Source organism: Salinivibrio sp. IB872 (genome assembly GCF_001995345.1).
GTDB classification, from domain to species: Bacteria; Pseudomonadota; Gammaproteobacteria; order Enterobacterales; family Vibrionaceae; genus Salinivibrio; species Salinivibrio proteolyticus.
The window spans coordinates 1-13,418 of the sequence record NZ_MUFO01000027.1; the positions used below are offsets into that span (position 1 = coordinate 1).

General features: G+C 49.6%; 14 protein-coding genes and 1 pseudogene. 8 read left to right on the forward strand and 7 right to left on the reverse strand.

Annotation, left to right across the window (positions count from 1 at the left end; all coding sequences use genetic code 11):
* A partial coding sequence (locus tag BZJ18_RS11505; protein WP_077456857.1) for a PAS domain-containing protein occupies window positions 1–948 on the reverse strand: 948 nt, incomplete at its 3' end.
* A 291-nt stretch (window positions 949–1,239) separates the two neighbouring features.
* On the opposite strand from BZJ18_RS11505, the gene ylqF reads away from it, so the two are divergent.
* Window positions 1,240–2,184, forward strand: a complete 945-nt coding sequence (gene ylqF / locus BZJ18_RS11510) for a ribosome biogenesis GTPase YlqF (RefSeq protein ID WP_077456859.1) — start codon at window positions 1,240–1,242, stop codon at window positions 2,182–2,184.
* A gap of 98 nt (window positions 2,185–2,282) precedes the next feature.
* Here the strand turns inward: ylqF and BZJ18_RS11515 are convergent, their stop codons facing one another.
* Window positions 2,283–3,134 carry an SIS domain-containing protein gene (locus tag BZJ18_RS11515; protein WP_077456861.1) on the reverse strand — a complete coding sequence of 284 codons (852 nt, stop codon included), beginning with the start codon at window positions 3,132–3,134 and terminating at the stop codon, window positions 2,283–2,285.
* A gap of 236 nt (window positions 3,135–3,370) precedes the next feature.
* On the opposite strand from BZJ18_RS11515, the gene murQ reads away from it, so the two are divergent.
* Entirely contained in the window at window positions 3,371–4,273 is a 903-nt protein-coding gene (gene murQ, locus BZJ18_RS11520; protein WP_077456863.1) for an N-acetylmuramic acid 6-phosphate etherase, read from the forward strand.
* A gap of 28 nt (window positions 4,274–4,301) precedes the next feature.
* Window positions 4,302–4,418: pseudogene (locus tag BZJ18_RS11525) on the forward strand (PTS transporter subunit EIIB); the annotation flags it as partial.
* Between the two features lie 270 nt (window positions 4,419–4,688).
* Here the strand turns inward: BZJ18_RS11525 and BZJ18_RS11530 are convergent.
* From BZJ18_RS11530 to nrdD, 3 genes are all read right to left on the reverse strand, one after another.
* Window positions 4,689–5,876: an amino acid aminotransferase gene (locus tag BZJ18_RS11530; RefSeq protein WP_077456867.1), complete on the reverse strand. Its 1,188-nt coding sequence runs from the start codon at window positions 5,874–5,876 to the stop codon at window positions 4,689–4,691.
* Window positions 5,877–5,950: 74 nt separating this feature from the next.
* Window positions 5,951–6,448, reverse strand: a complete 498-nt coding sequence (gene nrdG, locus BZJ18_RS11535; RefSeq protein WP_077456869.1) for an anaerobic ribonucleoside-triphosphate reductase-activating protein — start codon at window positions 6,446–6,448, stop codon at window positions 5,951–5,953.
* 9 nt (window positions 6,449–6,457) lie between these two features.
* Window positions 6,458–8,599, reverse strand: coding sequence for an anaerobic ribonucleoside-triphosphate reductase (gene nrdD, locus BZJ18_RS11540; RefSeq protein ID WP_077456880.1), 2,142 nt, complete (start codon window positions 8,597–8,599; stop codon window positions 6,458–6,460).
* A 312-nt stretch (window positions 8,600–8,911) separates the two neighbouring features.
* On the opposite strand from nrdD, the gene BZJ18_RS11545 reads away from it, so the two are divergent.
* The 4 genes from BZJ18_RS11545 (at window position 8,912) to BZJ18_RS11555 (ending at window position 11,537) form a co-directional block, all read left to right on the forward strand.
* The gene (locus tag BZJ18_RS11545) at window positions 8,912–9,817 is read left to right on the forward strand and encodes an endonuclease/exonuclease/phosphatase family protein (RefSeq protein WP_077456881.1); all 906 of its coding nucleotides are present in this window, start codon (window positions 8,912–8,914) and stop codon (window positions 9,815–9,817) included.
* A gap of 224 nt (window positions 9,818–10,041) precedes the next feature.
* A complete protein-coding gene (locus BZJ18_RS17700) occupies window positions 10,042–10,167 on the forward strand; it encodes a hypothetical protein (protein ID WP_256369738.1) in 126 nt (41 codons plus the stop codon).
* Between the two features lie 124 nt (window positions 10,168–10,291).
* Window positions 10,292–10,609 (forward strand): hypothetical protein, encoded by a 318-nt coding sequence (locus BZJ18_RS11550; protein ID WP_077456882.1) that lies wholly within the window; start codon window positions 10,292–10,294, stop codon window positions 10,607–10,609.
* 133 nt (window positions 10,610–10,742) lie between these two features.
* Window positions 10,743–11,537, forward strand: coding sequence for a DUF2797 domain-containing protein (locus BZJ18_RS11555; protein ID WP_077456950.1), 795 nt, complete (start codon window positions 10,743–10,745; stop codon window positions 11,535–11,537).
* A 101-nt stretch (window positions 11,538–11,638) separates the two neighbouring features.
* On the opposite strand, the gene BZJ18_RS11560 is transcribed toward BZJ18_RS11555, so the two are convergent.
* Both BZJ18_RS11560 and BZJ18_RS11565 read right to left on the reverse strand, forming a co-directional pair.
* Complete coding sequence (locus BZJ18_RS11560; RefSeq protein ID WP_069586918.1) at window positions 11,639–11,863, reverse strand: DUF3389 family protein; 225 nt, start codon at window positions 11,861–11,863, stop codon at window positions 11,639–11,641.
* Between the two features lie 5 nt (window positions 11,864–11,868).
* Complete coding sequence (locus tag BZJ18_RS11565) at window positions 11,869–12,315, reverse strand: hotdog fold thioesterase (RefSeq protein ID WP_069586919.1); 447 nt, start codon at window positions 12,313–12,315, stop codon at window positions 11,869–11,871.
* Window positions 12,316–12,487: 172 nt separating this feature from the next.
* On the opposite strand from BZJ18_RS11565, the gene BZJ18_RS11570 reads away from it, so the two are divergent.
* Entirely contained in the window at window positions 12,488–13,282 is a 795-nt protein-coding gene (locus tag BZJ18_RS11570; protein ID WP_077456884.1) for a M48 family metallopeptidase, read from the forward strand.
* Window positions 13,283–13,418 lie beyond the last annotated feature (136 nt).

The following is a 13,418-nucleotide window of genomic DNA, read 5'->3' on the forward strand; positions in this document are numbered from 1 at the left end:
CTGCGCATTTAACTTTTCAATGCTGACGGTGGCTTGGCCAACCTGCTGTGCAATCAATACTGATGTCTTGAGCGCTTCTTGCAAATAGTTAAGCCCCTCTTGGCAGACCTGTGCCGTTTGCTCAGACGTACTGCTAGCAATTTCCGATGCTTCCTTAATGGTGCACTGAATCTCTTGCTCTCGCTCAATGCGTTGAGTGACATCGCGCGCAAACTGAATCACATTGATGATATTTCCTTGACCGTCTCGTATCGGGTTATAGCTTCCTTCGACCCAAATAATGTCACCGGTTTTCGAGAGCACGCGATATAGTCCGGATTGAAACTGTCCCCGGGCAAGTTGAGGCCAAAACTGTGGGTTTTCCTTATTAAAGGTACTTTCGCACAACACACTGTGAGGCTTACCCTGCAATTGGTCAGCCTGATACCCCACTAGCGAGAGAAAATTGCGATTAGCCGTTTTTATCGTTCCATCAATATCGTACTCCACCACCCCTTGTGAGCGATCGAGTGCTTGCATGATTGAACCCGTTTTATCGGCTTCCTGCTTTCGTTGCGTCACATCCGCCGCGATCTTGATGGCACTGATCACCTTTCCTTGTTCATCTCGCACAGGAAAATAATTGGCTTCYAGCCATAACGTGTTCCCCTGCGCATCAATGCGCTCAAAGATGCCGGAGAAGTTCTCGCCTTGCTGAACTTTCTGCCACAACAATCCGTAGTCTGGGTGGTTGGCAACATGAGGCGGACAGAACATTCGGTGATGCTGTCCCTGAATTTGATCCAAGCGATAACCCACTGCACCGAGAAAGTTCTCGTTAGCCCGAATAATTGTGCCATCTGGTTCAAACTCGATGACAGCATTACCGTCCCATATCGCATTGTACTTTTGCTGTAATACCGTGATTTCGCTCTCTGTCAGACTCTTACTTTTATTCCATCGCAACATAGTCGCCTTCTCTCTTAGCAAACTGGCTAACCAGAAAATGAGCGCTGTTCTACATCACTTGGCACAACCGCCCACACAAACAAATTTAGTCTAGCAAAGCTTTCACGTCTGACCTTATTTGTATTCATTTGTGTACATAGAACGACGATACATCTCCACAACCGCTTTCTACTCCTGCTTTTGTCTSAAAAAGTGATAGGATGACGAGCAAACATGACTGTCACTCGAAAACGTATAAAAGATAAAACGCTGTCCGCGAGTGACTGCGGATGAGAAAAGGCAATTTTTCAAATGGTTAACAATAAGATTCAATGGTTTCCGGGCCATATGCACAAGGCGCGGAAAGAAATCGAAGAAGTCGTTCCTAAGATCGATGTGATCATCGAAGTACTCGACGCACGCATTCCCTTTAGTAGCGAGAACCCGCTGATCCGCACACTGCGTGGCGATAAGCCTGTTATCAAAGTACTGAACAAACGCGATCTTGCTGATCCTGCCATGACAGATATCTGGATGACACACCTAGAGCAAGAGCAAGGCGTTTCTGCTATGGCCATCACCACGCAGCAACAAAGTGAAGTCAATCGAATCATGGAGCGGTGTCGCGCGCTTGCTCCTCATCGCGAAGCCATGGGCAAAAATATTCGCTCGATGATCATGGGGATCCCTAATGTGGGGAAATCAACCATCATCAACAGCCTTGCCGGTCGAGTAATTGCTAAAACAGGTAACCAGCCCGCTGTAACGCGCCAGCAGCAGCGAATTAACTTGCAAAATGGCGTAGTGCTTTCGGATACACCGGGAATTCTATGGCCAAAAGTAGAGAATCCACATAGCGGTTTTCGCCTCGCGGCAACCGGCGCCGTTAAAGACACGGCGATGGACTACGACGAAGTGGCGTTTTACACCGTCGAGTACCTAGCCAGCGCCTATCCAGAGCGTCTGCAAGAGCGCTATCAGCTGGACGACTTACCCGAAACTGAAATCGAGTTGATGGAAGCGATTGGGGCGAAACGCGGTTGTTTGCGTGCTGGCGGGCGGGTCGATATTCATAAAGCGTCAGAAATCCTGCTTCACGACCTCCGTGCCGGCGCGCTGGGTGGCATCACCCTAGAAGCGCCCGATATGATTGAAACTGAATTAGTGCAAGTGGAAGAGGAAACCGCACGCCGCGAGGCAGAAAAAGCGGCGAACAAAGAAGCACGGCGTAAGCGCTATTTAAAGAATAAACGCTAAGTACTATCCCGCATCTACCTTGTTAGATGCCGGATAATCCGCACACAATAAGGCCCGATTGCATCGGGCCTTTTTAACGACACATTCCTTTAAACGTGTCACGATAAGATTTGTTTGATATCGGAAGAAATATCACTGATCAATTGCCGAGCGCTCTCATCTCTTTGTTGTACCAAACTGATAAACAGTAAATCTGTGATCACATTTTGAGCCGTGCGGGACGCAATAGACGAACTGCGATGTTTGGTTTCGTCGGCAATGGTATCGAACGTAATGTCTGCGATGTGTCTGATACGACTTCGGCCGGGTCCTAATAAGGCGATCACCTTGGCACCTTGTTCTTTAGCCGCCTCCGTGGCGACTAAAATCTCTTTTCGTTCCCCCGAAAATGAAATGACAATTTGCACGTCATCCACCCCCAATGTGCGCGCGACGGCAATTTGTACATGACTGTCTTGTTCACACAGCGCCGTGATCCCTAGTTTCAATAATTTAAAACTCAGATCTTTCGCAGTCAGCGCCGAACTGCCAATCCCCACCACTTGTACCCGACGAGCTCCATTTAGCCAGGCTACCGCTTGATGACAGGCTTCATAAGAAAGGGCATTGGTGGTTTGAAACATGGCCTCCGTTTTCGCTTTCACTAATTTTTGGGAAATCACCGTCATGGGATCATCAGCCAAAATATCACTGTGCATTGGTGTCGATTGCATCACTTGCTTACGGCCAATCTCTTCATTCAGCGCCAACTTGAACTCACTGTATCCTTTGTAACCCATTTTTTGGCTGAATTTCACAATGCTCGATTGACTCACCCCCACCTGCTTAGCCAGCGCTTGGCTCGTTAGCTGCGCCGCTTTCTCTGGATACGCGATAACCCAATCGCCAATCAGGCACCCCTGCTGCGACAATTGTGTCCGCCGAGCTAAAATTTTATTGATAATTGACATAACTCCTCAACGCCATAAATAAATTATTCCAATATTGGAATTACATCGAATATCCCTAAATTGCTGAAAAAGCATCATTCACCCGCAAATTAAGCGCTATTCACCCCAAATATTATCGACATTATTCCAGAATAACCGTGTATAAAGAATAACCATAACAGTGATTTTGATCACTATATTGGAATATTTTATTCCATAGAATCGCCGTCAAATAACAGCTGATGTGAGAACAAGGCATGACAATTGATTTAAGCGGATTGGTCACAGAAAGCCGCAACCCGGCCAGTGCAGAGATAGACACACTTTCAACGGTCGAAATGCTACAAGTGATCAACGATGAAGACCAAAAAGTGGCGCTTGCGGTGAAAGCCGTCTTGCCACAAATTGCGCAAGTGGTGGATGCAATTACGCATGCATTTGCCCACGGCGGACGCTTAATCTACATGGGTGCGGGAACATCTGGCCGCTTGGGTATCTTGGATGCCAGCGAATGTCCTCCCACCTATGGCACATATCCGGATCAAGTCATTGGACTTATCGCGGGTGGCCATCAAGCCATTTTAAAGGCGGTAGAAAACGCGGAAGATAACGAGCAACTTGGCCAAGACGATTTACGCTCACTCAACCTAACCGATAAAGATGTGGTTGTCGGCATTGCGGCGAGCGGTCGTACACCCTATGTACTCGGCGGATTAGCCTATGCGAAAACCATTGGCGCCATGACAGCATCGATTGCTTGTAATCCTCATTGCCAAATGGCTGAGGCGGCAGATGTTGCCATTCTGCCCATCGTGGGGCCTGAAGTCGTCACCGGCTCTTCGCGCATGAAAGCCGGTACCGCGCAAAAGCTCGTCCTCAATATGCTGACATCTGGAGCAATGATCCGCAGCGGTAAAGTGTTTGGTAACCTGATGGTTGATGTTGAAGCCACTAACGCCAAACTGATCCAACGCCAAATCAATATTGTGGTGGAAGCCACCGGTGCCTCAAAAGCGGTAGCTGAACAGGCCCTCTGCGCATGCGATCGTCATTGCAAAACCGCCATCTTGATGATTTTGGCCGACTTAGATGCCGAGCAAGCAAAAACTCGCCTCACCGAGCACAACGGTTTTATTCGTGCAGCCCTCCATCGTGATTAACTATTTTTAGCTCCAGAGGATCGCCCCCATGGCCAAAATCACTGCAAATACCGTCGCGCAACTGCTGTCCGCCGTTGGAGGGAGCAGCAATATCAGTCGATGTGGTAACTGTATGACAAGACTGCGGTTATCCCTTGCCAATAACATATAGCTGCATTTTCCCGGGCATACTGGTCTTTGTTGCTGGACTGCTTATCGCTTATGTAGTTGGCTTTCTCGCGACATACTTCTTTGGCTGTAAAGATGTCGATTTAAGCTAGTTCATCATCCCCCATCCACATGAACCAGCTTACGCCCTTGTCTTCCTCAAGGGCGCACCTTTTTCTACGTCCGCGTGCGCGTTTTATACTGACAAAAAAAGAGGGCCTAGCAATATGCGCTAAAAGCCCTCTTCCGTTATACAACCCGCGCTAAACTAAGAACGCGTTACGTCCACCAGCGCATCGGCCAGTGTATCAATATGGCGCTCCGCTAAGCCGGCAATATTGATGCGGCTATCTCCAACCGCATACACGCCATGCTTATCACGCAGTTGATTGACTTGCTCTGTGCTCAATCCCAACACAGAGAACATCCCACGGTGCTGTTGAATAAAGTCAAAGTAGCCATCACCGGTTCGATCACGTAAAGCTGCCGTCAGGCCTTCACGCAGGCGGTTAATGCGCGTGTTCATCGCTTCGATTTCTTCGCGCCACTGCTTCGTGAGGGCGTCGTCGGTGAGAATGGTTTCGACGATCGCCGCCCCATGATCCGGTGGCATGGTGTAGGTGCTGCGCGCCAGTTGCAAAATACGCCCTTTGGCATTTTGCGCTTCCTTGGCTGATTTACCCACCACAATGGCAGCACCGGTACGCTCACGATAGAGGCCAAAGCTTTTCGAGCAAGAGGTGGCAATCAGCATCTCTTCAACGTTATCGGCTAAAACACGTAAGCCACGCGCATCTTCATCTACGCCATCCCCAAACCCTTGATACGCAATATCCACAAACGGGGTAAAGCCATTACGATTAGCCAACTCAGTGATGGCTTCCCACTCTTTCAGGCTAATGTCCGCTCCCGTTGGGTTATGGCAACACCCATGCAACAACACCACGTCGTCAGCTCCGGCTTGCGACAGTGCATTCAGCATGGCATCGGTATCCACCATTTTGGTGTCTCGATTGAAATACGGGTAGAACTTGACTGTTAGGCCTGCCGCTTCCATGACAGGTTTGTGGTTCACATAGCTTGGGTCAGTCAGCCATACCGTGGTCACTGGCTTGGCGAGATGCATCAGGTCAGCCAGCATCCGCAACGCACCGCTCGCACCCGGGGTTTGTACCGCGGCACAGCGATGGTAAGCATCCGTTCCCTTCAGCAATAGATCAACCATGGCTTGGTTGAAGTTTTCATTGCCGGCAAGACCAACATAGGCTTTGGTTTGCTGGCTTTGCGCCAATGCTTGCTGCGCGGTTTTAACCGCTTGCATAATCGGTGTTTGCCCGTGACTGTCACGATATACACCAATGCCCAAATCCATTTTGTGCTCACGAGGATCGTCACGAAATGCCAATGACAAAGAGAGGATCGGATCCTGCTGGGCAGGCGAGAGCAAATCTAACATAGTATTACGTCCTTTTAGGCTTGGATGCTCAAGATACGTAATACCCTACCCCATGCGGGAAAATTGGCAACCTCTCAGCGCTGATTCTCTTGCCACTGCTGGGCTCGCTCGGACAAAAAGTGTACGCATTGGTTGTCACTCCCTCGCCAGACTAAGTTAGGATCGGCGCGAGATTGTATAAACTTCCCATCAATCAGCACATCAACGTAAGCCAATATTGCTTGTTGTTCCGGCGAGAGCTCCGCCAAGGTATAGCCACTCCATAGCCAAACATCCTTGTCTGGTGCATGCTTAGTCACTTTTTGTAACAATAATTTTACACCAGCGAGATTCGCAGGATGCAGGGGATCACCACCACTCAGTGATAAACCACGCCTTGGAACACGGGTATCCGTGAGATCGTGCATGATTTGCTCACACATTAAGTCCGTGAATGGATGGCCGCTAGTAAGCGACCATGTTGACTTATTGTAACAGCCACGACACTGATGCTCACAACCCGAGACGAACAATGTGCACCGTGTGCCGGGACCATTCACGACATCGACAGGAATGTATTTGTGGTAGTTCACGCCCCTCTCCTACATATGTTTGACGCGACGAATCACTTCTTGCTGTTTACCCGGATTAAATGGCCGCGTATCAGGACTGCCCAAGTAACCACAGACACGGCGCGTGACCGATACTTTGGCGGGATCATGGTTGCCGCATGCAGGGCAGGTAAAGCCTTTACTGGTGCAATCAAATTCCCCTGTAAATCCGCACTCGTAGCACTCATCAATAGGCGTATTGGTCCCATAGTAAGGCACACGTGTGTAGCTATAGTCCCACACATTCTCGAGCGCTTCGATGTTGTGCTGCATGTTGGGGTACTCGCCGTAACAAATAAATCCGCCGTTTGCCAAGCGTGGATAATCCATTTCAAAATCAATCTTGTCGTAGGGCGTCACCTGCTTTTCCACGTCCAAGTGGAAACTGTTGGTGTAATAGCCTTTATCTGTGACCCCTTCAATCATCCCAAAGGCTTTAGTATCGAGTTGGCAAAAACGACTGCACAAGTTTTCACTCGGTGTGCTGTACAGACTAAAGCCGTAACCCGTTTCCTCTTTCCAGCGCTCCGTCGCATCATGTAAATACGCGACTATTGCCTTGGCTTTTTTCTGTTTAATCACGCTGTCGTAAAGATGAGGCTCACTGCCGTATAGAGCATTGATGGTCTCATGTAGTCCGATATACCCTAAGGAGATAGATGCGCGACCATTTTTAAAAATCTCGCTCACGTCATCATCCGCATTAAGACGCACGCCACAGGCCCCTTCCATGTACAAAATCGGCGCAACACGGGCCTTCACCCCTTTGAAACGTGCGATACGGGTATCCAAGGCTTGGCGGGCAATATTAAGCGTCGCATCTAGGCGCGCAAAGAATGTCTCTTCGTCGCCTTCAGCCTCAATTGCCAATCGGGGTAAATTAACACTGACCACCCCCAAATTATTGCGTCCTTCGTGGACCCACTCACCATTTTCTTGATAAGCGCTTAAAAAGCTGCGGCATCCCATGGGTGTTTTAAAAGAACCGGTTACCTGAACGACTTGCTCATAGTTGAGAATATCGGGATACATGCGTTTGGACGCACACTCCAACGCAAGCTGTTTGATGTCGTAATTCGGATCTGAAGGATGACGGTTGAGCCCTTCGCGAATACAAAACACAAGTTTAGGAAAAACCGCCGTTTTGCGATTTTCGCCCAAGCCCGCAATACGATTGGCAAGGATGGCTCGTTGCACCGCACGGGCGGCCCAGCTTTGTCCGAGTCCGAAGCCAAAGGTCACAAATGGCGTCTGCCCATTGGCGGTATGCAAGGTGTTCACTTCATACTCCAGCGACTGAAACGCATCGAAGCACTCTTTCTCGGTACGTGCCATGGCGTATTCATCCGCCTTGGAAATAGACCAAGTTTGCGCCACTTTTAGGTGTTTGTGATAGCTGGCTTCGACATAGGGTGCCAACACTTCATCGATACGATTGATCGTGGTACCACCATAAATATGACTGGCCACTTGCGCGATAATTTGTGCCGTTACCGCTGTTGCAGTCGAGATGGACTTTGGCGGCGCAATTTCCGCATTGCCCATCTTAAAGCCTTTTTGCAGCATGCCTGCCAAGTCAATCAACATACAGTTAAACATCGGGAAAAAAGGCGCATAATCGAGATCGTGATAATGGATTTCTCCCGATTCATGCGCGCGTACCACCGCACTGGGTAGCATATGTTGTTTGGCATAGTGCTTGGCGACAATACCGGCCAGCAGATCCCGCTGAGTTGGGATCACTTTGCTATCTTTATTGGCATTTTCGTGCAACAGCTCGGTGTTCGTTTGTCCTACCAAGCCTTGCACTTCGTGATTCAATCGGCCACGGCGTTCACGGGCAATATCGCGATCGTGACGATACTCAATGTAGGCACGTGCAACCGCTTTATGCGGCCCAGACATCAGCGCATCTTCCACGGCATATTGAATGTGGTCGATATCCACTTCTTTCTCGCCAGCGAACTGGGTTGCGATCTTATCGGCCAATGATCGAATCGCCTGATCCGATAACGAACACGAACGCGTCCCCTGCGCACGCTGTGCCGATTCTCGCGCACAAGTTACCGCTTGAACAATCCGGTCTGCATCAAATGAGACGCGTGTTCCGTCGCGCTTTATTACCGCTGGCATATGCCCTCCATCACCATATATTGAATTTAAACCTAGCAAACAACACAAGATGTGGCATTTAATAGCAAGTGGGGTCGCCATTGTGTTGATACAGATCATCGAAGTTTCGAATAGAGAAATTCGGAGGAATAAACGCGTACAAGGTCATCAATGTTGTGATGAATTGTTGTGACTTTTGTTAGTTAAAATCAAACCTTGTCCGCATTTTGTGGGTTCGATCAAATGTGACTTACAGGCTTCAAGTAAGATCACAGTTATGAAGTCATAATTGAGGTTTACGCCACTGTGATCCGGCGGTTTGGAATCGTAGTGATGCTTTGGGCGGTAACGTGCCCTAGCTTTGCGCTGACGATAGCAACATGGAACTTTGAATGGTTAACCCTAAAAGGCGATCAACGCGCTGGAGATCGTGGTGACGAAGACTACCATCAACTCGCCTCGGTTTTTGAACAGCTCTCGCCGGACGTGCTCGCGTTTCAAGAAGTTGATAGCCCGGCAGCACTCGCTCGCGTGGTTCCCAGCGATCAATACACCTATTACTTTTCTGACCGCTACCCCGCGTTGCGCGATAAACCCAATAGTCAGCAACTAACTGGCATTGCGGTTCGCAATGGATGGACCGTTTCGGATCCAAAAGATCTTCGCGCGATCGCGTTACCCAGCTTTTTTGGTGTCCCAGCGCTACGCTACGCCACCTACGTGATTATTACGCCCCCTGACCAAGCGCCGTTTCATATGCTGTCTGTCCATCTGAAATCAGGTTGTTTTCATCAATCACAAGGCACCCGAAGCTGCGATAAACTTAACAAGCAGATGCGCGTTCTAGCCGATTGGGTGAGTGATCGTCATCATGCGGGCGAACACGTCGTTGTCGCGGGCGATTTTAATCGCTACATTGGTGAACGTGATGACGCTGTTTGGCGAGACTTTCAGGCGCGTCTGGTTGAAAAGTCCCCCACACCGCCCCATTTAATAAATGTCACCGCGTCTGTCCGAGCGCGCTGTAAGGCAAGACGATACAACCATCGAACCCAATCGTGGAATCAAGTCATGTATAGCCGCTTGGTGGATCACATCTTAGTCAGTGAACCTTTGGTCAAGCAGTGGCAATACAGCTACCAGCATCACTTTGATTACCATACCGTGATGCGTTACCGTTTAAGTGACCATTGTCCCGTTGTGGCGCAGTTCACTCCGCCAGCAACGTCGCAACGCTAACCCAAAGCACATCATTGCTGTGGTTAACTTGTCACAATACTGACATCGAGCCGCCATAGACTGAATACACTGATGGCAATCAACCATCTAAATCGTTTAATGTGGTCAGTTAGTAAAAAGACGCAGCCTGTCATCTGGCACCCTGAGTCAGCTAACTGCCATGTGCAAACTAAAAGGGGAAACCGCTAAGCCTTGAAAACAGGCGCAGCACAAGGAGAACCATCATGGATACATTACAACAGCACGTGATCCCAACCGATGACGATCTGCTTGCAGACCATCTCGGCAATGCTACCGGCTTCGAGGAAGACGACGTATTTAGCGATGATGTAGAAGACGCATCCCGCTAACGGATATCATTGCGTCACTCGTCAGCAGTGACGTACGAATCTTTCAGTTTTAACGCAGCGCTGACAACGTTCCCGCCGCCATTTTGCTAGGTTGTCAGCAAATCCACCGACTTAACGATGCGTCATGAAAAAAATCCTCTCGATGTCCATGCTTTTTGCTTCACTGCTTTCTTTCAATGCATTTGCTGCGCCGGAATTGATTGCCAAATCCACCCTCGATTTTGGGGATTTTGAGAAGACCGCCAATATCGAGATCCAAGGAAACATTCAAGAAGATGTGCTGCGTTTAGCAGAGCGTGGCGTTCAAGATCAAGACGCAGACTATTTCGTGATTGAACACATTAACGAAGACACACAAGAAGAAGTGTTAGTCGTCTCGGTGAGCCTGTACCGTGAAAATGCCACCGACAACCAACAAATGGTTGAAGACCGCCTCGGCTAGCAGATTATCCAAACACAGGCGAGTAGCTGCTGGCCTGTGTTTTCCCACCTGACGTCCGTGCACGCCATTTGCTACACTTGCCGCTCTTAATAAAACTAAAACGAGCAATGTCGTGATTGGAACCTTAGATAAAATGCGCACAGAAGCCGGCGCAGAGGTACAGTACTTTCTGCGTGTCGGTGACGAAGAGCTGCATCTCAACCCTCTCCTTGGACAAACCCTAACCCTGACCCACACTGGCAATATCTTTTGCGATGCGTGTGGACGAAAAACAAAAAAGAGTTACTCGCAAGGCCATTGTTATCCGTGCATGAAAAAGCTCGCCCGCTGCGACATGTGTATTATGAAACCTGAAACCTGCCACTATGCACAAGGGACGTGTCGCGAGCCAGAATGGGGAGAGCAGTTCTGCATGACAGACCACATCGTCTATCTGGCCAACACGTCTGGGTTAAAAGTCGGGATTACTCGCGCTAACCAAATGCCAACCCGCTGGCACGATCAAGGCGCCACACAGGCTCTTCCGCTGTTTCGGGTAAAAACACGCCATATTTCTGGGCTGGTTGAAGTCGCCATTGCACAACATGTCGCGGATAAAACCAATTGGCGCGCGATCTTAAAAGGCGACAATGGTCAGCTCGATCTCCACGCCGAAGCGGCGCGACTTACTCAAGCGATTGAATCGGAGCTCACGGATATTCGTCTACAGTTCGGTAGCGATGCGGTTCAGCCCGCCGAGCTGGATGCCCTGAGCTTTAGTTACCCTGTCACTAAGCACCCTACCAAGATCAGTTCGCATAACTTTGATAAACACCCTGAAGTCAGTGGTGTGTTACAAGGGATCAAAGGTCAGTATCTGATCTTTGATACAGGCGTGATCAATGTGCGCAAGTTTACCAGCTACGAGATCAGCGCGTCGCACAGTTAATCACGCGTCCAATCCGCGACACTGTGCAAGTGATGATTAACGCTTGCACAGTGTGCCTTTCTCACGACCTCCAGAGGAAGATGCCGTTCATTTCAGTCAGATTATTGCGGTTGAATACCGGTAATATCTGAGATCAACGCAATATGTTGGGCACTTAACGGCAGTGACCAACGAACATCGCCAGCATCAGCCACCAACACATTGGCATCCGCAATCATCTGTAACGAATCGGATTGAACCTGCATACTCAATTTCATTGCGGGCAATTTGATCACCACTTCATGCGCGGTCACGATTAGCTTACCGTGTTCGATATCAACCACCATCTCCCTCAGTCCTCCAACGATTTATCGGCGCGCTTATCGGTGAGTACCGCCATCGTAAGTCGGCTTACACACACGTCTCGACCTCGTTCATCGTGAATAGTGATATTCCACACCTGAGTGGTTGCCCCAAGATGCACAGGACTTGCCACGCCAGTCACTGTCCCTTCTCGCATCGCACGCAAGTGATTGGCATTGATATCTAACCCAACACAATACTTACCTTCGGGCACACACATGTTTGCCGCCAACGACCCCAGCGTTTCTGCGAGCACCACAGACGCGCCACCATGCAACATGCCTAAAGGTTGATGGGTATGGGGAGCCACAGGCATGGTCCCAGTGAGGCTCGATTCATCAAATGCCGTATACTCTATGCCCAAGTGAGCAACCAGGGTATTGCTCGAAGAAGCGTTCAAAGCCTCCAATGACATCGCTTTTTTCCAAATGCTCACACTTTGCCTCTATTTTTCATCGTCGCTGTGGATGTTTGTCATACTGTTGGGTGGGGATCAAGCTACATGTCATGACAGCCCGATATTGAAAACGGCGCCCAGTCGATTACTATACGTTAGTTTTTTCAGCAGCTTGCCATCATCAACGAGTATAACCATAAAGGGAGCCCTCATGCTACGCATCGCAAAAACCGTGTTCTTGTCAGCAAGCCTCACGATATTGCTCTCAGCATGCGCACACTCTCCCACCGGGCGCAATCAACTATTACTGTTTTCCGGTGACCAAATGGCCAATCTTGGTCAACGCTCTTTCGAAGAGATGAAACAGTCTCAGCCGATTAGTTCCGACCAAGCCATGAATGCCTATGTACAATGTGTCACCGATGCTATTTTGGCCGTCGTGCCCCCACAGGCAGATTTCTCCGAATGGGAAGTAGTGGTGTTTGACAGCGAGCAGGTCAATGCCTTTGCGTTACCGGGAGGGAAAGTAGGCGTTTATAAGGGTTTACTCAACGTGGCAGACACCCCGGATCAACTCGCGGCAGTCATCGGGCATGAAATCGGACATGTGCTAGCCGATCACAGCAACGAACGCCTATCTCGCTCTCAACTCGCCACGCTGGGGCTCACCATCACAGGTATGTCAATGTCTGACAGCCCATACGCTGCGATGGCAATGGCCGGTTTAGGGCTTGGCGTGCAAGTGGGGATTTTACTGCCCTACAATCGCGCGCAGGAGTCTGAATCTGACAAAATTGGCCTACAGCTCATGCATCAAGCTGGCTTTGATCCGAGTGCGAGTGTCGCCTTATGGCAAAACATGGCCGCGGCCTCAAAAGGAGCGCCGCCAGAGCTGCTTTCGACCCACCCATCGCCTGACACACGGATTCAAGCGCTAGAAAAAGGCGTGAAGGCGCTTCCTCGGGTGCCTCACCGTTTAACGCCGCACTGTGAAAAGCCTAGTTAGCCTTATCAATTTAAACAGCTGATTAACATCGTGAAGAGCATCACACACTGCTCCGAATCACGCTGACGCAAAGGATCTCAGCCGCGTTAGGCTACAGGCATCACACAATAAATTAACTTATATGTTACGCTTAAGT

Excerpts from the sequence above, each read along its gene's own strand:
- ylqF (WP_077456859.1), top strand. The coding sequence starts at position 1,240 with ATGGTTAACAATAAGATTCAATGGTTTCCGGGCCATATGCACAAGGCG.
- BZJ18_RS11515 (WP_077456861.1), bottom strand. The coding sequence starts at position 3,134 with ATGTCAATTATCAATAAAATTTTAGCTCGGCGGACACAATTGTCGCAG.
- murQ (WP_077456863.1), top strand. The coding sequence starts at position 3,371 with ATGACAATTGATTTAAGCGGATTGGTCACAGAAAGCCGCAACCCGGCC.
- BZJ18_RS11530 (WP_077456867.1), bottom strand. The coding sequence starts at position 5,876 with ATGTTAGATTTGCTCTCGCCTGCCCAGCAGGATCCGATCCTCTCTTTG.
- nrdD (WP_077456880.1), bottom strand. The coding sequence starts at position 8,599 with ATGCCAGCGGTAATAAAGCGCGACGGAACACGCGTCTCATTTGATGCA.
- BZJ18_RS11545 (WP_077456881.1), top strand. The coding sequence starts at position 8,912 with ATGCTTTGGGCGGTAACGTGCCCTAGCTTTGCGCTGACGATAGCAACA.
- BZJ18_RS17700 (WP_256369738.1), top strand. The coding sequence starts at position 10,042 with ATGGATACATTACAACAGCACGTGATCCCAACCGATGACGATCTGCTT.
- BZJ18_RS11550 (WP_077456882.1), top strand. The coding sequence starts at position 10,292 with ATGAAAAAAATCCTCTCGATGTCCATGCTTTTTGCTTCACTGCTTTCT.
- BZJ18_RS11555 (WP_077456950.1), top strand. The coding sequence starts at position 10,743 with ATGCGCACAGAAGCCGGCGCAGAGGTACAGTACTTTCTGCGTGTCGGT.
- BZJ18_RS11560 (WP_069586918.1), bottom strand. The coding sequence starts at position 11,863 with ATGGTGGTTGATATCGAACACGGTAAGCTAATCGTGACCGCGCATGAA.
- BZJ18_RS11570 (WP_077456884.1), top strand. The coding sequence starts at position 12,488 with ATGCTACGCATCGCAAAAACCGTGTTCTTGTCAGCAAGCCTCACGATA.